This is a genomic window from Streptomyces sp. NBC_00310 (assembly GCF_036208085.1).
Classification (GTDB): Bacteria; Actinomycetota; Actinomycetes; order Streptomycetales; family Streptomycetaceae; genus Streptomyces.
The window spans coordinates 593,592-611,731 of the sequence record NZ_CP130714.1 but is presented as its reverse complement, the minus strand read 5'-3'; the positions used below and the strand labels follow the sequence as shown (position 1 = coordinate 611,731).

21 protein-coding genes and 4 pseudogenes are annotated in these 18,140 nt (G+C 70.0%); 18 read left to right on the top strand and 7 right to left on the bottom strand.

The features are described from left to right. Positions 1-440 precede the first annotated feature (440 nt). On the bottom strand, positions 441-581 hold the full coding sequence (locus OG202_RS02530; RefSeq protein ID WP_327731679.1) for a hypothetical protein: 141 nt from the start codon (positions 579-581) through the stop codon (positions 441-443). Positions 582-712: 131 nt separating this feature from the next. Here OG202_RS02530 and OG202_RS46325 point away from each other — a divergent pair, with 131 nt between their 5' ends. The 6 genes from OG202_RS46325 to OG202_RS02505 all read left to right on the top strand — a co-directional run bounded on the left by OG202_RS46325 (position 713) and on the right by OG202_RS02505 (position 6,513). Beyond that, positions 713-913 (top strand): ATP-binding protein, encoded by a 201-nt coding sequence (locus OG202_RS46325; protein WP_405892374.1) that lies wholly within the window; start codon positions 713-715, stop codon positions 911-913. Further along, entirely contained in the window at positions 883-3,108 is a 2,226-nt protein-coding gene (locus OG202_RS02525) for a helix-turn-helix transcriptional regulator (RefSeq protein WP_327731680.1), read from the top strand. The genes OG202_RS46325 and OG202_RS02525 overlap by 31 nt, the downstream gene beginning before the upstream one ends. A gap of 48 nt (positions 3,109-3,156) precedes the next feature. Next, positions 3,157-3,483, top strand: a complete 327-nt coding sequence (locus OG202_RS02520; RefSeq protein WP_327731681.1) for a helix-turn-helix domain-containing protein — start codon at positions 3,157-3,159, stop codon at positions 3,481-3,483. An 824-nt stretch (positions 3,484-4,307) separates the two neighbouring features. Beyond that, positions 4,308-5,174, top strand: coding sequence for an alpha/beta fold hydrolase (locus OG202_RS02515; protein ID WP_327731682.1), 867 nt, complete (start codon positions 4,308-4,310; stop codon positions 5,172-5,174). A 194-nt stretch (positions 5,175-5,368) separates the two neighbouring features. Further along, on the top strand, positions 5,369-5,737 hold the full coding sequence (locus OG202_RS02510; protein WP_328222247.1) for a hypothetical protein: 369 nt from the start codon (positions 5,369-5,371) through the stop codon (positions 5,735-5,737). 302 nt (positions 5,738-6,039) lie between these two features. Beyond that, entirely contained in the window at positions 6,040-6,513 is a 474-nt protein-coding gene (locus OG202_RS02505; RefSeq protein WP_326585971.1) for a winged helix-turn-helix transcriptional regulator, read from the top strand. A 16-nt stretch (positions 6,514-6,529) separates the two neighbouring features. On the opposite strand, the gene OG202_RS02500 is transcribed toward OG202_RS02505, so the two are convergent. Then, positions 6,530-6,778: a CGNR zinc finger domain-containing protein gene (locus OG202_RS02500; RefSeq protein WP_327731685.1), complete on the bottom strand. Its 249-nt coding sequence runs from the start codon at positions 6,776-6,778 to the stop codon at positions 6,530-6,532. A gap of 146 nt (positions 6,779-6,924) precedes the next feature. Between OG202_RS02500 and OG202_RS02495 the strand changes: the two genes are divergently transcribed. Both OG202_RS02495 and OG202_RS02490 read left to right on the top strand, forming a co-directional pair. After that, positions 6,925-7,797 carry a universal stress protein gene (locus OG202_RS02495; protein WP_328222246.1) on the top strand — a complete coding sequence of 291 codons (873 nt, stop codon included), beginning with the start codon at positions 6,925-6,927 and terminating at the stop codon, positions 7,795-7,797. Between the two features lie 31 nt (positions 7,798-7,828). Beyond that, positions 7,829-8,225, top strand: a pseudogene (locus tag OG202_RS02490) (AAA family ATPase); the annotation flags it as partial. On the opposite strand, the pseudogene OG202_RS02485 reads toward OG202_RS02490, so the two are convergent. Beyond that, a pseudogene (locus tag OG202_RS02485) lies at positions 8,224-8,587 on the bottom strand (response regulator); the annotation flags it as partial. The pseudogenes OG202_RS02490 and OG202_RS02485 sit on opposite strands and share 2 nt — an antisense overlap. Between OG202_RS02485 and OG202_RS02480 the strand changes: the two are divergent. Then, a complete protein-coding gene (locus OG202_RS02480) occupies positions 8,523-8,876 on the top strand; it encodes a hypothetical protein (protein WP_405892371.1) in 354 nt (117 codons plus the stop codon). The pseudogene OG202_RS02485 and the gene OG202_RS02480 sit on opposite strands and share 65 nt — an antisense overlap. A 147-nt stretch (positions 8,877-9,023) precedes the next feature. On the opposite strand, the pseudogene OG202_RS46320 reads toward OG202_RS02480, so the two are convergent. Together OG202_RS46320 and OG202_RS02470 are read right to left on the bottom strand one after the other, a co-directional pair. Then, positions 9,024-9,363 (bottom strand): annotated as a pseudogene (locus OG202_RS46320) (response regulator transcription factor); the annotation flags it as partial. Positions 9,364-9,413: 50 nt separating this feature from the next. Beyond that, positions 9,414-9,800, bottom strand: coding sequence for a winged helix-turn-helix transcriptional regulator (locus OG202_RS02470; protein ID WP_328222245.1), 387 nt, complete (start codon positions 9,798-9,800; stop codon positions 9,414-9,416). A gap of 132 nt (positions 9,801-9,932) precedes the next feature. Between OG202_RS02470 and OG202_RS02465 the strand changes: the two genes are divergently transcribed. The 4 genes from OG202_RS02465 (at position 9,933) to OG202_RS02450 (ending at position 11,713) form a co-directional block, all read left to right on the top strand. Continuing rightward, complete coding sequence (locus tag OG202_RS02465; RefSeq protein ID WP_326585193.1) at positions 9,933-10,586, top strand: FMN-dependent NADH-azoreductase; 654 nt, start codon at positions 9,933-9,935, stop codon at positions 10,584-10,586. Between the two features lie 139 nt (positions 10,587-10,725). Continuing rightward, positions 10,726-10,893, top strand: a complete 168-nt coding sequence (locus tag OG202_RS02460; RefSeq protein ID WP_327731688.1) for a hypothetical protein — start codon at positions 10,726-10,728, stop codon at positions 10,891-10,893. Continuing rightward, a complete protein-coding gene (locus OG202_RS02455) occupies positions 10,890-11,549 on the top strand; it encodes a DsbA family oxidoreductase (protein WP_327731690.1) in 660 nt (219 codons plus the stop codon). The genes OG202_RS02460 and OG202_RS02455 overlap by 4 nt, the downstream gene beginning before the upstream one ends. A 35-nt stretch (positions 11,550-11,584) precedes the next feature. Then, positions 11,585-11,713 (top strand): hypothetical protein, encoded by a 129-nt coding sequence (locus OG202_RS02450; protein WP_326585196.1) that lies wholly within the window; start codon positions 11,585-11,587, stop codon positions 11,711-11,713. Between the two features lie 98 nt (positions 11,714-11,811). Here OG202_RS02450 and OG202_RS02445 read toward each other — a convergent pair whose 3' ends face one another. Then, positions 11,812-12,564 (bottom strand): IclR family transcriptional regulator, encoded by a 753-nt coding sequence (locus OG202_RS02445; RefSeq protein ID WP_326585197.1) that lies wholly within the window; start codon positions 12,562-12,564, stop codon positions 11,812-11,814. A 116-nt stretch (positions 12,565-12,680) separates the two neighbouring features. Between OG202_RS02445 and OG202_RS02440 the strand changes: the two genes are divergently transcribed. From OG202_RS02440 to OG202_RS02425, 4 genes are read left to right on the top strand one after another with little or no spacing between them, the layout of a single operon-like run. Further along, positions 12,681-13,757 carry a cupin domain-containing protein gene (locus OG202_RS02440; RefSeq protein ID WP_327731691.1) on the top strand — a complete coding sequence of 359 codons (1,077 nt, stop codon included), beginning with the start codon at positions 12,681-12,683 and terminating at the stop codon, positions 13,755-13,757. Beyond that, complete coding sequence (locus OG202_RS02435; RefSeq protein ID WP_327731692.1) at positions 13,754-14,587, top strand: fumarylacetoacetate hydrolase family protein; 834 nt, start codon at positions 13,754-13,756, stop codon at positions 14,585-14,587. The genes OG202_RS02440 and OG202_RS02435 overlap by 4 nt, the downstream gene beginning before the upstream one ends. Continuing rightward, positions 14,584-15,309, top strand: a complete 726-nt coding sequence (locus OG202_RS02430) for a maleylpyruvate isomerase family mycothiol-dependent enzyme (protein WP_327731694.1) — start codon at positions 14,584-14,586, stop codon at positions 15,307-15,309. The genes OG202_RS02435 and OG202_RS02430 overlap by 4 nt, the downstream gene beginning before the upstream one ends. Next, the gene (locus OG202_RS02425) at positions 15,300-15,554 is read left to right on the top strand and encodes a hypothetical protein (protein ID WP_327731695.1); all 255 of its coding nucleotides are present in this window, start codon (positions 15,300-15,302) and stop codon (positions 15,552-15,554) included. The genes OG202_RS02430 and OG202_RS02425 overlap by 10 nt, the downstream gene beginning before the upstream one ends. A 249-nt stretch (positions 15,555-15,803) precedes the next feature. Here the strand turns inward: OG202_RS02425 and OG202_RS02420 are convergent. Continuing rightward, positions 15,804-16,270: pseudogene (locus OG202_RS02420) on the bottom strand (SRPBCC family protein). 300 nt (positions 16,271-16,570) lie between these two features. Here OG202_RS02420 and lpdA point away from each other — a divergent pair. Further along, complete coding sequence (gene lpdA / locus OG202_RS02415) at positions 16,571-17,983, top strand: dihydrolipoyl dehydrogenase (RefSeq protein ID WP_328222244.1); 1,413 nt, start codon at positions 16,571-16,573, stop codon at positions 17,981-17,983. Positions 17,984-18,140 lie beyond the last annotated feature (157 nt).

Below are 18,140 nucleotides of genomic sequence, written 5' to 3'. Positions count from 1 at the left end.
GCGGTGACCTCTCCTGGCAGAGGGCGGCCCGCTCACGTATGCCGACCGGCCTCTGGTCACCGCCGTCATGACCGTCCACCCGTGGGGTGCGCGAGGGTCGGGTGTCCTCGGCGGTGACGTCTACGGCGTCGAGGGCGGGGGCGACGATGACGTGCGCCGCGGTGTGCGGGGGCGGCGTACTTGACGATGTTGGTCAGGACTTCCTGGACGACGCGGTGGACGGCGAGTTGGAGCCCTGGGTGAGGCCTGCCGCGTCGCCCTCGGTGTGTGGGGTGGCGGTGGGTACGGCGGCGCGGGCCCGCCGCGACAGGGCGACGCGGCCGACCAGGCTCGACTGGGGTGTGTATGGATGTCGTCCGGCTTCCCGCCGTCATCGCGGATGACGGCGTCAGCGGCGTACTTCTCCTTGCTGCCGTTCCTTCGAGGTCTTGGTGGTTGATTCACGGTCGACAGTCGGCCGGCCGGTTGAGTGTGCGGAGTCGCCTGTCGAAGTCCTGGGCGGGAACGACTTGGTGGAGCCTGCTGATGCCTCCGTTGGTCGGGCCGACGGCGTAGCCCAGTTCCGCGAACGCGCTGATCACGTTTTCGACGCTACGGATGAAGGGACGGCAGCGAATCCGTCACCGTATCGGTCATGGAACTGCCAAATCGGGTGGAACGTGGGTACCGGGAGTGGCTCGGGGCGATCGCAACCCATTAAGCTTTCAAGCAAATGGACCTGTACGGACGGCGCCAGGAGCAGGCAGCCCTTGACCGGATCCTTGACGGTGCTCGGCAAGGCAACGGGGCAACGCTGGTGCTGTGGGGTGACCCCGGCATCGGCAAGACCGCCCTGTTGGAATACGTGACCGAGTCCGCCGCTGCGGACTTCGCTGTCTTGCGTTGCGGGGCACTCGCCTGGAGTCGGGGCTGACGTTCGCCGCGCTGCACGAATTGCTGTGGCCGGTGACGGAGCGGATCAGTACGCTTCCGGAGCCGCAGGCCAAGGCCCTGAACGGGGCGCTCGGGATGAGCGGCGATGTGGCGGACCGGTTCCTGATTGGCGTGGCCGTACTGACGCTCGTCGGCGAGCTGGCCAAGGAACGGCCGGTGCTCATCGTCGCCGACGACGCCCAATGGCTCGACGAGCCGTCCGCACAGTGCCTGGCCTTCGTCGCGCGCCGACTGCGCAACGAGCCCGTGGTCATGCTCCTCACCGGACACGACGACCCCGTCGACGGCCCCTGGGAGAAGCTGGCGGCGATGGAGGTCCGGGAGCTGGGCGACGAGGATGCCCGGCTCCTCGCCCGTGCCGTCGCTCCGCACGCGGACGAGGCGGTCATCCGCCGCACGGTCCGCGCGGCGGCCGGCAACCCCCTCGCGCTCCAGGAACTGCCCACGTCCATGGCGGCCGGCGACATCTCGACGCACCCTTTTGCCGGTGGGCGGATCGCCGTCGGGCCCCGGCTGCGCCGTGCCTTCCGCGCCCGGATCGAGAGGTTGTCCGCGGCTGCCCGCACCGCGCTCCTGGTCACCGCCGCCGATGACCGCAGCGACCGAAACACCGTGCGCCAGGCCGGACTCGTGCTCGGCCTCGACGCGGTCGCGTGGGACGAGGCGCTGCACTCGGGCCTGCTCACCACGCGCTCGGACGGGCGCATCCGCTTCCGTCACCCACTGATGGAGGCGGTGGTCTACGAGGAGGCGCCGCCCGCGAACCGCCAGGCCGTTCATCACGCCCTCGCGTCCGTACTGACCGGTGAGCACGCCGACGAGCTGCGGCCCTGGCACCTCGCCGCGGCCTGGGATGCCGTGGGCCGACCCGACGAGGAGGTGGCCCGGCTGCTGGAAGAGTCGGCCCACCGGTCCTGGGCGCGCGGTGGCTGTGCCACGGCGGCCCGTGCCCTGCGGCGTGCGGCGAAGCTGTCGCCCTCGACGGACGAAGCGGCCAGACGGCTGGCTCACGGAGCGAGGGCGGCCTGGGAGGCCGGCCACGTCGACGTGGCGCGCGGGATGCTGGAGCGGGCCGAGGGGTTCTCCTCCGAAGCCACGGTCGCGGATCTCAGCGAGGGGCTGCGCGGGCTGATCGAGTTCGCGCACGGCGATCTGGAAACCGCCTGCCGTCAGCTGACCCGGGACATGGAGCGGGTGGCCGACCCCGGACAGGCGTTCAGGCTCGGCAGCATGGCACTGCGGGCGGCATGGGCGGCCAGTCATGGCCCACTTCAGCGCGAGGCGCTCCAGCGGCTCGAACGGCGGCTCCCGCAAGGGAACTTCCCCAACGCCGATCTGCTGCCGTTGCTGCGCCAGTGGTGGACGCAGGAACGGGGCGGTAGCGCCGATGACCGCGACCAGGTCGTGGCCCCCGTCGCTGACATCCTCACCAAACTCAGCGGCAGTTCCTGGCTCCTGATGCCACCGGCACCGCTGGCGGTGGCCTGGGGCATCGAGTCGGCCCTGCATGAGGCGCTCCGCCGCGAGACCGACATGCTGCGGCACACGGACCAGGTCACCGCCCTGACCCAGGCACTGGCCCAGACCGTGGCGCTCGACATCGCGGAAGGCTCCTGGACCTCGGCCGCGGCGAACGCCCTTGAGGGCATCCAAGTGGCCGAGGGGACCGGCGACGACCACCTGGCGGCGCAGTGCCGCACCGGTCTTGGATGGCTGGCAGCCGCGCGAGGCGACGAGCAGACCGTCGCGGACTTCGCCGCCCACACCGTCGAGGTCTGGGTGCCGCGTGGGGTACGCGTCTTCAGCGCCTGCGCGGAGTGGAACCTCGGCATGTCGGCGCTCTTCGCCGGCCGGGCCGAGGAGGCGCTGGACCGCCTGGTCCGGCTGAGCGAGCACGGGCACCACGCGGCGAACGCCACCATCGCCGTGCTCGCCGCACCCGACGCCGCCGAGGCCGCCCTCCAGGCCGGGCACCGGGCCACGGCCGAGGAACAGGCGCGGCTGCTGCGGCAGTGGGCCGAACGGACGAACGCGACGTGGGCGATCTCCGCGACGCACCTCCTCCACGCGCTCCTGGCATCCCGAGCGGATGCGGACAAGCAGTTCCGGCTGGCGCTGGAGGTCCCCGGAGCCGCGTCGCGGCCCTTCAACCACGCCCGCACGCGCCTGCTGTAGGGCGAGTGGCTGCGGCGGACCGGCCGCCGTACCGACGCCCGGACGCAGTTGGCCGAAGCCGCGGAAACCTTCCAGCGACTCGACGCGGCGCCCCTGCTCGCCCGCACCCGGGCGGAACTGGAGCTGACCGGGCAGCACCCGCGCCGCGACTGGGCACCGGCCCGGGACACCGCGGCCATCCTCACGGCGCAGGAGCTGAGAGTCGCACGGCTGGCCGCGCAGGGACTCACCAACCGGGAGATCGGGGCACAACTGCTGATCAGTCCCCGCACGGTGGGTCACCACCTGACCAACGTCTTCCCCAAGCTCGGCATCGTCTCGCGCGCTGACCTCACGCGCATCGACTTCGAGGACGGGCTGCGTTTGATGGGGTGACCGGCGGTGTTCCGGGGCTGCCCGGGTGGCTCGCCGATGCGGAGGAAGCCGACCGCCCGGAAAGGGCTTACATCGTCTCTCCGTATCTTGCCCGCAAGCGGACGGGGCGCTGTTTGTCCGGCCTTCCCCGGTCATGCACATTATGTGTATGGGGTTTTTCTGATCTTTTATGTCATGCGGTGCCGGTGGGTCGTGTGCGCCGCTCTCGTGGTGGGCGCGCGGCGCCGGTCGGCGGCACGAGCACTTCGACCATGTCGCGCACCGGCTCACGGGCGGCGGCCCCTCGGTCTCCGAGGTGGCGGCGCAGGGTGTGCGAATGGCGGCGGACGCGCTGTCGGCGGCCCTCTTCGGTGAGGTGTAAGTCTGGTCCTCCGCGCCGGAGTCGGCCACGCCATGCCCTTCCGGTACGCCGAGGCCTTCGCCGGGCAGGTGGCCGACGTCCTCGCCGCCTGACCGCGCCGACCCGCCGCCGCTCGGGCGACGCGGGGTGGCGATCGGTTGGTCCCGGGGGTAGGTCGTGACGTGAGGCCCGGCCGATGGTCGGCGCGCTCCGGCGGAGTGGCCTCGTGTGCTGTCGTGACATCGAGGGTCTGCTCCCCGGGGGAAGGGGGCGGACTTGCGGCGGGGTCGAGTCGCTGTCGTGGCCTCACCGTCATCGCGTGCGGCGCGTCCCTTGCGGAGCTCATGGAAGTATGGTCATACTTCAATTGTTGGCGGATGCTGAAGGAATCGACCGACCAGGGTTCCCACTCCTACGGGCCTTCTGCTGCCGACCGGACCGACTGCCGCCGCAGTCCGGAAACCCCATGCGGAAGGGCACGGCCATGAACGACGCACAAGGAGTACGAGGCGACGTGGTGACCTCGTACAAGGACGCACCGACCCGCACCCTCACCGCCGGGGGAGTGACCTTCGCCTACCGTGACCTCGGTCCCCGGACTGGCGTGCCGGTGGTCTTCATCACCCACCTTGCCGCTGTCCTCGACAACTGGGACCCCTGGGTCGTCGACGGCATCGCCGCCAAGCGCCGGGTCATCACCTTCGACAACAGGGGCGTCGGCGCTTCCAGCGGCTCGACGCCGAAGACCATCGAGGAGATGGCGAAGGATGCCGTCACCTTCATCCGGGGACTCGGGCTGGCGCATGTCGACATCCACGGCTTCTCGATGGGCGGCATGATCGCCCAGGTGATCGTGGAGGATGCCCCGCAGCTCGTTCGCAAGCTGATCCTCACCGGCACCGGCCCCGCGGGCGGCGAGGGCATCAAGAAAGTGAGCCGGCTGTCCCATCTCGACACCCTCCGGGCCCTGTTCACCCTCCAGGACCCGAAGCAGTTCCTCTTCTTCACCCGCACCGCAGGCGGGCGCCGTGCCGGAAAGCAGTTCCTGGCCCGTCTCAAGGAGCGCACCCACGACCGGGACAAGGCGATCTCCCTCACGTCGTACTTCTCCCAGCTCAAGGCCATCCACCGCTGGGGGCTCGCGCAGCCCCAGGACCTCTCCGTCATCCAGCAGCCCGTGTTCATTGCCAACGGCGAGAGCGACAGAATGGTGCCGACGAAGAACTCGTTCGAACTGGCCCGGCGACTGCCGAACGCCGACCTGGTCGTCTACCCCGACGCCGGCCACGGAGGCATCTTCCAGTTCCACGAGCAGTTCGTGGCGGAAGCCCTCGACTTCCTTGAGCGGTAGTGGGTGTCAGTAGTGGGTGTCAGGGGCGGGCGGTCCGTGCGCCGGGGGCATTGGAGGCTTCTCCGGCCCGGGTGGTCCACGCCCGTCCACCGGTCATGAGGCGAGGTGGGAGAGGCCGCTTCACCAGCCCGCGCGTGGTCGCGAGGGTCCATGCTCGGACGCGCGGAACGGTTGGCGCATCCAGGCTCGGTTCGATGCCCTGGCGTATCGCCCGGCGACGGAGGGCGACCACCACGCTGTTGCGGCTCGGTCGTTTCCTCTCGGCGCATGAGCATGTGGGCGTTCTCGATTCCCCGCTCGAGGACCTCGTCGGCGAACTTGCGGTCGACTCCACGAGGGCGCTGGACAGTTGCAGCGTCCCCACCATCACGGATGAAGAGCCCGATGGCCTTGCCGCGAGCGGCTTGCGGATCCGCAGGCGCCAGGCGGGCGGCGATCTCGTCCACGGTGGCCGTCGCGCCCTCGGTGTACGCCTGCTTGGTGGGGTCCGCGCAGCGGCCGATCTCGTCGAGCAGTGCGGCGGAGGGGCATCCGGTGCTGGGCTGGTCACGGTGCTCGGGTGACAGATAGCCGCGAACGAAGTCCTCGAGTCCCTGTCGGCCGGGCCGCAATGTGTCGTATCCGAGCAATGTGTCGTATCCGAGCTCGGTTCATAGTCTGACGCACATAATATTATGCCCGCGAGGCAATGTGTGTGGCTTACGACCCGAGATGAGTGTCCGACCCCAGGCGAGCCGTGACCTCCTCACCTCCTCATTGGTGAGGGCGTGCGCTCCGCCCGGCTCCTGGGTATCTAAAAGTAAACTCAAACTCGGTTAGTATCGCTCCCATGGATGCGTGGACCGAAGTTCTCCAAGACACCGGCATGGACCCCCGACTCGACCGGGACACGTCCAACTGCTCGATCGCGCGGACTCTTGAGATCGTGGGCGAGAAGTGGACGATCCTGATCCTGCGCGAGGTCTGGTACGGCTCGTCCCGCTTCAGCGACTTCGAACGCGTCCTCGGCTGTCCTCGCAACCTCCTCGCGGCGCGGCTCCGGATGCTCGTGGGGGAAGGAATCCTGGCCACCGAGACGTACAAGGAGCCCGGTTCGCGGAGTCGGCCGAAGTACGTGATCACCCCGAAGGGTATGGATCTGGTGCCGGCCGTGATGGGGCTGCTGCAGTGGGGTGACCGGTACCGTGCAGACCCGGAGGGGCCGGCGGTACTGGCGCGACACCGCGAGTGCGGTGGGCACGTCGACGTCCAATTGCGCTGCGAACGAGGGCACCCGGTGCAAGCGAAGGACCTTGACAGCGTTCCAGGCCCCGCCTTTCGTATGAGGTCGCCCGAGTGAGCTGAGGACTCCTCCGTCAGCTTTCTGTACTCCGGCCGCTCTCTCGTGTACGCGCCTGATGGAGGCGGACCTTGGTGCGGTTTCCGCAGCGGGACATCGAGCACCAGCGGCGGTTGCGGGCCGGGGAGCGGTCCAGGAAGCGCAGCGCGCAGCGGTCCGCTCCGCAGACGTGTACGCGCCGGATCTCGGCGGATAGAAGCAGGTCGACCGCGTCCTGGGCGTGGCGGGTGCCACGTGGCCGGCCTCCTCCGCCACGGCTCCACATGCGCCGGGGAGGGGATTGGGGTACTCCTCGAAGGAGAGAAGCACCGCGCTCGGCATGTCGGCGAGGTCCGGAGCATGCGCGCCATCGGATTCGTTCACCGTCATCCACCGTCGTATCCAGCTTCGTACGAGACGGAGGCCGCTGCCATGCAGCCAGTCGTCACCGTGGGCCTCGACGGCTCACCCGAGAGTCTCGCTGCCGCCCGTTGGGCCGCCGACGAGGCCGAGAAGCGCAGGGTCACGTTGCGCCTGCTGCACGCGTGGCCCCTGCTCGCGCCGGAACCCGCCCACGCCTCCTCCGAGGTCGATCAGAATTACTGGGCGAAGCGCCTCGTGCACACCGCGAAGGCCGAACTGCAGGCTCGCCACCCGGGCCTGACCATCATCGGGAGCCTGGTGGCCGACGACGCCCAGAACGCCCTGATCCAGGCGGCGTCGGAATCCGAGATGATCGTGCTCGGCTCCCGTGGGCTGCAGCCCGAGAGCCACTTGCTGGGCGACGTCAGCATGCCGGTCATGGCCCACGCGGCGCGGCCGGTCGTACTCGTCCGCGCCGAAACGCGGCAGGATGGAGCGCAGCCGCAGCCGCAGCCCGCGAGCCGTGTGGTCGTGGCCCTCAAACTCCACGGATCCTCCGACGACCTGCTCGACTTCGCGTTCCACACCGCCGCGGCCAGAGGACTTCCGCTCCTGGCCGTTCACGGCCGAAGCGTGCCGCTCCACGCGCGCGTGCCCTGGGGGGTGGACCACGCCGCCACGGACGAGATGACGCGGGACGCGCAGACGGAGTTGAGTAAGGCCCTCCGCCCGTGGCACGAGAAGTACCCGCAGGTGGACGTGGCCGACATGATTCGTCTCGCGAGCCCCGCCAAGACCGTCGTGCAGGCTGCCGAAGGCGCCGCGCTGCTGGTGGTCGGCCGACGCGCACACCGGCACGGTGTGGCACACCATCTGGGTCACGTCGCCCACGCGGCTGTCCACCACGGCAGCTGCCCCGTTGCCGTCGTCCCCCATGACTGAGCCCGGCCACCACGGGCCACCCCCCCCTCGCGGCCTGGGCGAGTTCAGCAGCCCGGACGACGAAGGTCCCGAGCCCCTCGTGGTGATGCGACGCATGCCCGCGGACCGGCGACTCTCCCGCCTGGCACGAGAGGGGGCCGTCCCGGGCGTCGCCCGGCACCTCGTCGCCCGGCACCTCGCCGCGTGGCACGTGGACGCGCCCGTGGCCGGGATGTGGACGAGCAGGGCGCGCGGGACGCCCTGTCGTCGCGGTGGGAGGCCGGCTTCGCGCAGATCCACGCGCCGGCTGACGACGCTCCGTGCCCGAAGGGATGACGGAGACGGAACAACTGGTGCGGCGCTTTCTCGCAGGCCGCGAGCGGTAGTTCGCGTCCCGTATCGAGCATGGGCGGGTGATCGACGGCCACGGTGACCTGCTCGCCGAGGACAGGTGAACGGCGATGTCGGCGTTGGTGTCGCCCCGGGCCAGCAGGGCGAGCACGTCGCGTTCGCGCGGGGTGAGTCGCTCCAACCCGGCCCGGGCCGCGGTGGCCCGGGGCTGGTTGGTGGCGTGGTAGTGGTCGATGAGGAGACGGGCCGCAGTGGGGTGGAGCATGGCCGACCCGGCGGCCACCAGGTGGACGGCGCGCAGTATTTCGGCCGGGTCGGTGTCCTTGAGGAGGAACCCGTCGGCTCCCGCGGCAAGCGAGTTGTAGACGTATTCGTCGAGGTCGAAGGTGGTCAGGGTGATCACCTTCGGCGGGTGGGGGAGGGCCCGTAGCCGGGTGGTGGCCGTGATGCCGTCCATGCGCAGGTCGAGCGCATCATGGCCCCGCTACATGGAACTCCTCCACCCCGGCGGCACGCTGACCTACTTCGCCTACCTCGGCACCCGCAAGGCCCGCGCCCTGACGGCATCGCGAGCGGAAGCCCGCCGCCACGCCGCCGTGGACGAGATCATGACCACCTACCAGCGCACCCACGCCACGAGCCGCTGGACGGTATGGGCCAACCTTCCTCCCGTCTACGTCTGGCATCTGCGACGCCCCCTCGTCTCCGCCGACCTGATCGAGACGCGGTCGGACGGGGCGAGTCGGTGAACCGTTCTCGCGCTGGGCGGCCCTGCCCTCGCCCTGGTCGTACTGATGGCGATCGGGGGCTCGCTGCTGTGGCGAAGAAGGGTGCCGCCCGTCTCCTCCGCCCCGGGAACGGGCGTCCGAGCCCGTCACGAAGTCCTCCGGCCGTGCTCAGGCAGACCGGACGAGGCCGGCGTCGTAGGCGAAGATCACGGCCTGGACCCGGTCCGGGACCCCGATCTTGGTGAGGATGCTGCTCACGCGTGACTTGACGGTGGACTCGGCGAGGGAGAGGCGTGCGGCGATCTCGGTGTTGCTCCAGCCGGTCGCGATGGCGGTGAGTACTGCGCGTTCGCGGTTGCTGAGGCGGGCCGGCTGCCGTTGCTGTGCGGGCGTGTGGCAGCGGCAGGCGGCTGTTGAAGGCGTCGATGAGCTTGCGGGTCGGACCGGGCGAAATGACGGCGTCTCCGACGGCCCCCGCGCGGATGCCGGAGACGAGTTCGTCGGGCAGGACTCCGGAGCGGCGGCGAGGGTTTCCCTCGGGTCCGCGAGGCCGCTTCTCTACTTCGCGCGTGCGGCTGCGGCTGCGGCGGAGCACGGCTCCAGGCCGATCGCAGCCGCCGGCAGGTGCTTCTCCGCCCAGGCGGCGAGTTCCTGCAGGGCGGGTTCGAGTGCCGCGCCCGCATCCGTGAGCCGGTACGAGACGCGCAGCGGAGGGCCCTCGTCCACCTCGCGCACGACAAGAGTCGCCGCGCCCAACTCGGTCAGGCGGTCCGAGAGCATGCGCTCGCTGATGCCCGGGATGGCGCGGCGGAGGTCGGCGAATCCCATGGGGCGGTCCATCAGCACGGACATGATGGGGCCGCTCCAGCGCTTACCGAGCAGCGCGAAGACGCGTGTGATGGTGCCGTCGACCGTCTTGCAGGGATCTGAGCCTGATGCCGCCATGACGTCAGTGTACTGCGCCCACCCTCGTGACTGAAAAAAAGTAAGCACCTGTGCTATCAATAGGTACGAACGGAATGACACGCAACTCTTCCCTGTCGCAGACCGCGCGATTCGCCCTTTTGGAGATCTCTCATGGCAACGCTGCTGCACCTGGACTCGTCCCTCTGGCCCGAGGCCGCGTCCGCCTCCCGCGCGGTCACGGCCGCCTTCCGCAAGGCCTGGGAGGAGCAGCATCCCGACGGCACCGTGATCTACCGGGACCTCGACGCCCACCCGGTGCCGCACCTGGACGGCCTCGCCGCGTCCGCCGGCTACGCCGCCCCCGCCGACCGCACCCCCGAGCAGGCGGCGGCCTTCGCCGAGCGGCTGAAGCTGATCGAGGAGCTGGAGAACGCGGACGCCGTCCTGATCGGCGCCCCGATGTACAACTTCGCGGTTCCCTCCACGCTGAAGGCGTGGCTCGACCAGGTGATCCTCGTGGGCCGCAACGCGGCCGTCGAAAACTCACCGACCAAGGGCATCCCCGCGTACGTCGTCGCCAGCCGCGGCGGCTCCTACGCTCCCGGGACCCCGCGCGAGGGCTACGAATACGTGCAGAACTATCTGGGGGCGGTCCTCGGCGACATGCTGGGCCTGGACGTCGACTTCATCGTTCCCGAGCTCACCCTGGCGCACTCCAACCCGGCCATGGCCGAGCTGATCCCGCTCGCCGAGGCATCCAAGGTCAAGGCCCACGACGACGCGACGAGCAAGGGCAAGGCGGCCGCGCTGAACGCCGCTGCCTGATGCCCATGGCGCTCGGCCTGGTCATCCGCCGGGACCGGGTGCATGCCGCGAGAGGGGCGGAAGACCTTCGTGTCGGCCGACGACGTGCGCGTACCGGCCGTTCAGCGTGACGCACCGCGATGCGACGATTGGAATGATCATGTCTGATTTCTCCCTCCGTGACGGCACAGGGCCGGGCGTGGAGCCCACTCCCGGCGGACCGGACACGATGGTCGAGGACCCTCCAGGGGCGGGCACCGCCCCGCTCCTCGCGGACCTCGGCTCGGACAGCGTGCCCGTCTGCGCGGACGGGGTGTGTGTCCTGTGAGCTCGCTGCGCATCGACATCTGGTCCGACGTCGTCTGCCCGTGGTGCTACATCGGCAAGCGACGCCTGGAGACGGCACTGGGCCGGTTCGAGCACGCCGACGAGGTGGAAGTGCACTGGCACAGCTTCCAGCTCGACCCCTCCCACCCCAAGGGCCACCGCCGGCCCGTCTTCGAGACGCTGGCGAAGAAGGTGGGAGCCCCACTCGCCCAGGTGCGCGCGATGACCGGGCAGGTCACCGAACTCGCCGCCGCCGAGGGGCTGAGGTACGACCTGGAGCGGTCCGTCTCGGTCAACACGATCGACGCCCACCGCCTGAGCCATCTGGCCGCCGCCCATGGACTGGGCGACCAGATGCACGAGCGGCTGCTGCGCGCCCACCTGTGCGAGGGCGAGATCGTCGACGACCCCGACACCCTGGTGCGGCTCGGCGTCGAGGTGGGCGTTCCCGAGGACGAGAGCCGGCGGACGCTGAACAGCGACGCGTACGCGGACGCGGTGCGGGCGGACATCGACGAGGCGCGGCGTATGGGCGCAACCGGCGTGCCGTTCTTCGTCATCAACCGGGCCTACGGTCTCTCCGGCGCCCAGCCGGCCGACACCTTCTTCTCCGCCCTGCGCACCGCCCACGCGGACCCCGCCCCCGCCGGCCGCTGAGCCGCACCACCCGCAAGGCGCGCCGAGCCGACGCTGTGCCGCCGACGCTCCAGGACCGCGAAACCGCCCTGGAGCGTCCGCCTATGCCGTCGATCGCCGACGAGCACGTCGTCCTGGACACCGTCGACGACCTGAAGAAGGCACTCGCCCGGATGGCGGGCTGACGGTTCACCTCTCGCGCACCGAACCCCGGGGTCGCAGGCTGCCTTGCCCCGCGCCCCCGGGGTTCGGTGTGGTGCTCCTCGGTGCGGGCCACCGACGGTCACAGGCCGCGGCCGATTTCCTGGGCCACCGCGAGCAGGGGCTGCGCCAGCTCCGCGAGCCGGGCGCGAGGACAGCGGGAGGTCGGTGCCGCCACGGCGACAGCGGCGACGGCGGTGCCCGTCCGGTCGCGGACACAGGCGCCGACGGCGTTCACACCACGCTCGCTCTCCTGGAGGTTGTACGCGTAGCCGGTGCGCCGGACGGCCGTCAGCTCGGCGGCCAGGCGTGCGAAGTCTCCGGGCGCTTTCGCTCCGTCGCCCGGGAGCCCGTTGGGGTAGAGGGCCCTGAGCCGGTCCAGTGGAAGTTCGGCGAGCAGGGCTTTGCCGCCGGAGGTCACGTGGGCCGGCAGGAGCGTGCCGGTCCGGTGGCTGACGCGCAGAGCCTGGGGGCCTTCCACACCGTCGAGAAACCGGGCTCCGTTGCCCTCCAGGACCATCAGGTGCGTGGTTTCGCGGACCGTGGCCGCCAGCTGTATCAGGTGACGGTGGGCACGGGTGATCAGGTCGGGTGGCGGGGCGGCGTGAGTTCCCCTGATCGCCCGCAGGGCCGGTCCGGGCCGGTAGACCTTGTGGCGGTCCTGTTCCGCGAAGCCGTGGAAGACGAGCATCGCCAGGATCCGGTGGGCGGTCGAGCGTGCGACATCCAGCTGCGCGGCGACGTCGATCACGCGCAGTTCGTCCCGCTCGTGCAGCAGGCGCACGGCGCGCAGGGCGTTGCCGGCAGCGCTCACCGGATACGACGGATTCTGCATAGAAGAATCCTAGCCTTCGAGGATTCCTGTCCTGGAAATCCCGGCGTAACGTCTCCATCAACGCCAAACTGTACACACTTTGGGCGGAATGATGGGTGTGCGATCTGGAGGTTGCCGTGACAGACCCAGCTAGAGCTGAAATCGAGCAGAAGCAGCTCGACGAGCTGTATGCAGACTTCGAGGACGCGGGCCTGATACCGCTGTGGACCCAGCGCGAGGACCTCATGCCGATGACGCCGCAGCCGGCCGCGGTGCCACACCTGTGGCGGTGGGCGGAGCTGCTGCCGATCGCGGAGCGCTCCGGACAACTGGTGCCCGTGGGCCGAGGCGGAGAGCGCCGGGCGATGGCGCTGTCGAACCCGGGCCTGCCGGGGCTGCCGTACGCCACACCGACGCTGTGGACCGCGATCCAGTACCTGGGTCCGCGCGAGGCCGCTCCGTCGCACCGGCACAGCCAGGGCGCCTTCCGGTTCGTCGTCGACGGTGAGGGTGTGTGGACCAACGTGGACGGGGACGCGGTGGCGATGCGCCGCGGTGATCTGCTGCTGACGCCGAGCTGGGCCTTCCACGAACACCACAACGTCACCGACGAGCCGATGACCTGGATCGACGGCCTCGACATCCCGCTCGTCTCCCAACTGGACGCCGGCTTCTTCGAGTTCGGCCCCGACGAGCTGTCCACCCGGGCCACGCCTGAGCGTTCGCGCGGCGAACGGCTGTGGGGCCACCCGGGACTGCGCCCGATCGGGCAGCCCACCCGCCCCAACTCCCCACTGGCCGCCTACCGCTGGGAACACACGGACGCCGCGCTCACCGCACAGCTGGAGCTGGAGTCCGAGGGGGTGGCCGGGGCGATCGAGCCGGGACACGCCGGAGTCCGCTTCTCCAACCCCACCACCGGCAGGGACGCCCTGGTCACGATCCGGACCGAGATGCGCCGACTGCGCGCCGGCACGCGGACCGCCTCCGTGCGTTCGGTCGGCTCGGCGGTCTGGCAGGTCTTCGACGGCGAGGCGGTCGCCGAGGTCGGCGACAAGGTCTACGACATCACCAAGGGCGACCTGTTCGTCGTCCCGTCCTGGTGCGAGGTCACGCTGACCGCCCGCACCCAGGTCGACCTGTTCCGGTTCAGCGACGAACCCGTCTACGAGGCCCTGGGCCTCGCCCGTACCTCCCGAGGAGAACAGAAGTGAAGCTCGCCACCATCCGGGTCAACGGCACCACCCGCGCCGTCCGCGTCGACAAGGACAAGGCGGTGGACCTCGGCGAGAGCGACCTGGCGGTCCTCCTGCGCCACCCCGACTGGTCCGCGCGTGCCGTGGCCGCCGACGGCGAGACGTACCCGCTCATCGGCCTGGACTACGCCCCACTGGTTCTCGCCCCGGAGAAGGTCATCTGCGTCGGCCTCAACTACCGCAACCACATCCTGGAGATGGGCCGGGAACTGCCCGAGTACCCCACGCTGTTCTCCAAGTACCGGCGGGCACTGGTCGGCGCGTACGACGACGTGATCCTGCCCGCCTCCTCCACGCAGATGGACTGGGAGGCCGAACTCGCCGTCGTCATCGGGGCCGAGGTCCGGCACGCCGACCCCGACGAGGCGCGTGCCGCGATCGCCGGGTACACGGTGCTCAACGACGTGACCGCCCGGGACTGGCAGTTCCGCACGCCCCAGTGGCACCAGGGCAAGACCTTCGAGGCGACGACACCCGTCGGGCCGTGGCTGGTGACCGCCGACGACCCCGCGGTGGCCACGGGGAGTCTGGACCTGACCTGCGAGGTCGACGGCGACACGGTCCAGAAAGCCGACACCGGTGACCTCGTCTTCGACCCGGCCACGCTCGTCGCGTACCTGTCCGAGATCGTCACGCTCGCCCCCGGCGACGTGATCGCCACCGGCACCCCGGGCGGGGTCGGCCATGCCCGCAAGCCCGCCCGCTATCTGGCGGACGGCTCGGTCCTGGTCACCCGGATCGAGGGGATCGGCGAGTGCAGCAACATCTGTCGCCGGGAGCGGCGGTGAGTGCCCAGCCGGAGGCGATGCTGGAGTGGGTCGCCAAGGGTACGGCCGTCTTCGAGGCCGCCGTGCACTGGGTGACCGACCCTGGCCTCGCCAGGCCCTCATACCTGTCGGGCTGGAGCCGGGCCCACGTCGTCGCCCACATGGCCCGCAACGCCGACGCGCTGGTCAACCTGCTGACCTGGTCCCGTACGGGGGTCGAGACGCCCATGTACGCCGGCGCCGACCAGCGCGCGAACGAGATCGAGGACGGCGCCCGCCAACCGACCGGAGCGCTGCGCTCCGACCTCCTCACGGCCGACGGACGACTGGCCGCGGAACTGGCCACCCTGCCGGACGAGTGCTGGGGCGCGACCGTGCGGACGGCACGGGGACGCGAAGTACTCGCCTCGGAGGTTCCGTGGATGCGGGTGCGGGAGGTGTGGGTACACACCGTCGACCTGAACACCGGCACCACCTTCGACGACGTTCCGCGTGAGGTGTGCGCGGCACTCATCGACGACGTGGCTGCCGCCTTCCGGGCTTGTACGGACTTTCCGCCTGTCGAACTGCGGGCCGAGGACGGTGGCCGGAACTGGCTCTTGGGCGTGCCCGGCACCGCGGACCAGGTCGTGGTGGCCGGCGACATCCCGAGCCTGGCCGCCTACGCGACGGGGCGCCCCGTACCCGGCCCCCTGTACCCCGCCCGCGGCGGACCCGTACCCAAGCTGCCCGCGTGGCTGTGAACACGACGGAAAGCTCCGGCACCAAGATGGCCATGGAGGACGCGGTCGCGCTCGCCGAGGCCATGGGGGAGTCGCCGTACACAGCGTGCCGGCGCCCTGGAGATCTACGAGGAGCGTCGATCTCCGCCGTCGCCGAAGGCCGTCACACCGCACCACCCGCTCTACGGCTGCTCCAGGTCGGCGGCGCCCGCCTCGCCCCCGAGGTCGCCCGCCGCGTCGAGCCCGTGCTCGGCGGCAAGCGGTAGTCGACGGACAGTTCGACGATCGTGTCGGCTCCGTCGGCCCACTCGTGCAGCACCGTGTGGTCCAGGCCCTCGATGGTGGTGATAGGACCCCTTCACCCCGGCCTCGATGGCGTCGGGCCCCGTCATCGGCTCGTTGTTGGCGAACCGCAGGCGCCCCTGGAGCGCGAACAGTCGGTGAAGCCCGCCGCGTCGGTGGTGTCGACCAGGGCGAAGACTCTGCCGGCGAAATCACCGGCCATGGCCGGCCCCCTATTCCGCTGTGTCGGAGGCGACGGCGACGCGGTCCCGCACGGCCTTGAGTGTCGTGCGCACCGCGTCCAGGTAGTCCGCCTCCATGCGCTCGGCGAAAACCTTCTCCACCGGGCCGCCCGGCTCGACGCCGTCCACCACGATGCGGAAGGTGAAGGTCAGCTCCGGCCGGCCGGTGTCACCGAGGCCGATCTCGTTGTCGATCGTGCCCCGGGCCGTGCCGTGCGTACGCACGAAGTGCACGCGTTGCTTGGGGTAGAACGTGACGAGCTCGCGCACCGGCCGACGTGCACGATGTCGCGCACCAGACCGCCGTCGAACCGCTCGGTCACGGTGTATTCGCTGATGCTGGCGACGTACGGCAGGGGGTTCTGGGCCTTGTCCACCAGGCCCTCCCAGACGTCGTCCACGGTCAGGACCGGGCCGTCGCCGTCGTTCACGACAAGCGTGCGGCTCACTTCGATCATGGTGCTCCTCCACGGATCCGTAATCCGCCGACCATCGCTGCGTGACCCGTCGTCGATGGCCTGTGCCATGCAAAAGTGTGCGCACTTTTGGTTACTTCAGTAATGGGGGAAGCGCGAATTTATTGTGTTGATGGCTCACCTGATCTCATGTGTGTATGCAGTTGGAGGGGAAGTGGGAGGGGGGTGACCGAGTGGGGCGCATCCCGGACCCCGGCGGCGACGTCCGCGTTGGTGATCAGCGGCATGAGCATGTCTTTGGGGCGACGTCGGCGCGCAAGGTGCCCACGGCCCGGGCCGTCCATGGACGAGCAGGGTGAACGCTTCGACGTCGTCGTACTAGGCGCGGGCCCCGGCGGCTACGTCGCCGCCATCAGGGCCGCCCAACTGGGCAAGAGCGTCGCGGTGGTCGAGGAGAAGTACTGGGGCGGCGTCTGTCTGAACGTCGGCTGCATCCCCACCAAGGCCCTGCTGCGCAACGCCGAGCTCGCGCACATCTTCACGCGTGAGGCGAAGACCTTCGGTATCAAGGTCGAGGGTGAGGTCTCCTTCGACTACGGGGAGGCCTTCCGCCGCAGCCGGAAGGTCGCGGACGGCCGGGTCAAGGGCGTCCACTACCTGATGAAGAAGAACAAGATCACGGAAATCAGCGGTCGCGGCTCGTTCCTCGACCCGCACACGCTCCAGGTGGCCGACTACGAGGGCAACACCCGCACCATCGGCTTCGACCACTGCGTCATCGCCACCGGCGCGACCCCCAAGCTGCTGCCCGGCACCCGCCGCACCTCCCGGGTGGTGACGTACGAGGAGCAGATCCTCGCCGAGGACCTCCCCCGGTCGATCGTGATCGTCGGCGCCGGGGCCATCGGCATCGAGTTCGCCTATGTCCTGAACAACTACGGCGTGAAGGTCACAGTCGTCGAGTTCCTGGATCGCGTCGCCCCGTTGGAAGACGCCGAGGTCTCCGCCGAACTGGCCAAGCAGTACCGGAAGTTGGGTATCGACGTCCTGACCTCGACCCGCGTCGAGTCGATCGACGAGTCCGGTCCGCAGGTCCGCGTCACGGTCACCGGCAAGGACGGCACCCAGCAGGTCCTGGAGGCCGACAAGGTCCTGCAGGCCATCGGCTTCGCGCCGAACGTCACCGGCTACGGCCTGGAGAACACCGGCGTGCGCGTCACCGAGCGCGGCGCGATCGACGTCGACGGCCGCTGCCGCACCTCGGTCCCGCACATCTACGCCATCGGGGACGTCACCGCGAAGCTGATGCTCGCGCACGCCGCCGAGGCGATGGGTGTGATCGCCGCCGAGACACTCGCGGACGCCGAGACCATGGAACTGGACTACGCGATGATCCCGCGCGCCACCTACTGCCAGCCCCAGATCGCCAGCTTCGGCTACACCGAGGAGCAGGCGAGGGAGAAGGGATACGACGTCCAGGTCGCCAAGTTCCCCTTCACCGCGAACGCCAAGGCCCACGGTCTGGGCGACCCGAGCGGCTTCGTGAAGCTGATCAGTGACGCCGAGTACGGCGAACTTCTCGGCGGCCACCTCATCGGCCCGGACGTCACCGAACTGCTCCCCGAACTGACCCTGGCCCAGCAGTGGGACCTCACGGTCCACGAGGTCGCCCGCAACGTCCATGCCCACCCCACCCTGGGCGAAGCGGTCAAGGAAGCCGTTCACGGCCTCTCAGGTCACATGATCAACATGTAGCAGGGCGCTCGGCGTAGCGGCAACAGGGCCCGTTGGTGCTCGGATCGGTTTCGCGACCTCGAGCTGCCAAGGGGCCCTGACGCCTTGTTGCGGGACATCCGAAACAGGGTGGTTCTCGCTCGCCGCTGAAGCCGGTGGGGATCAGTGCGGGCCACGA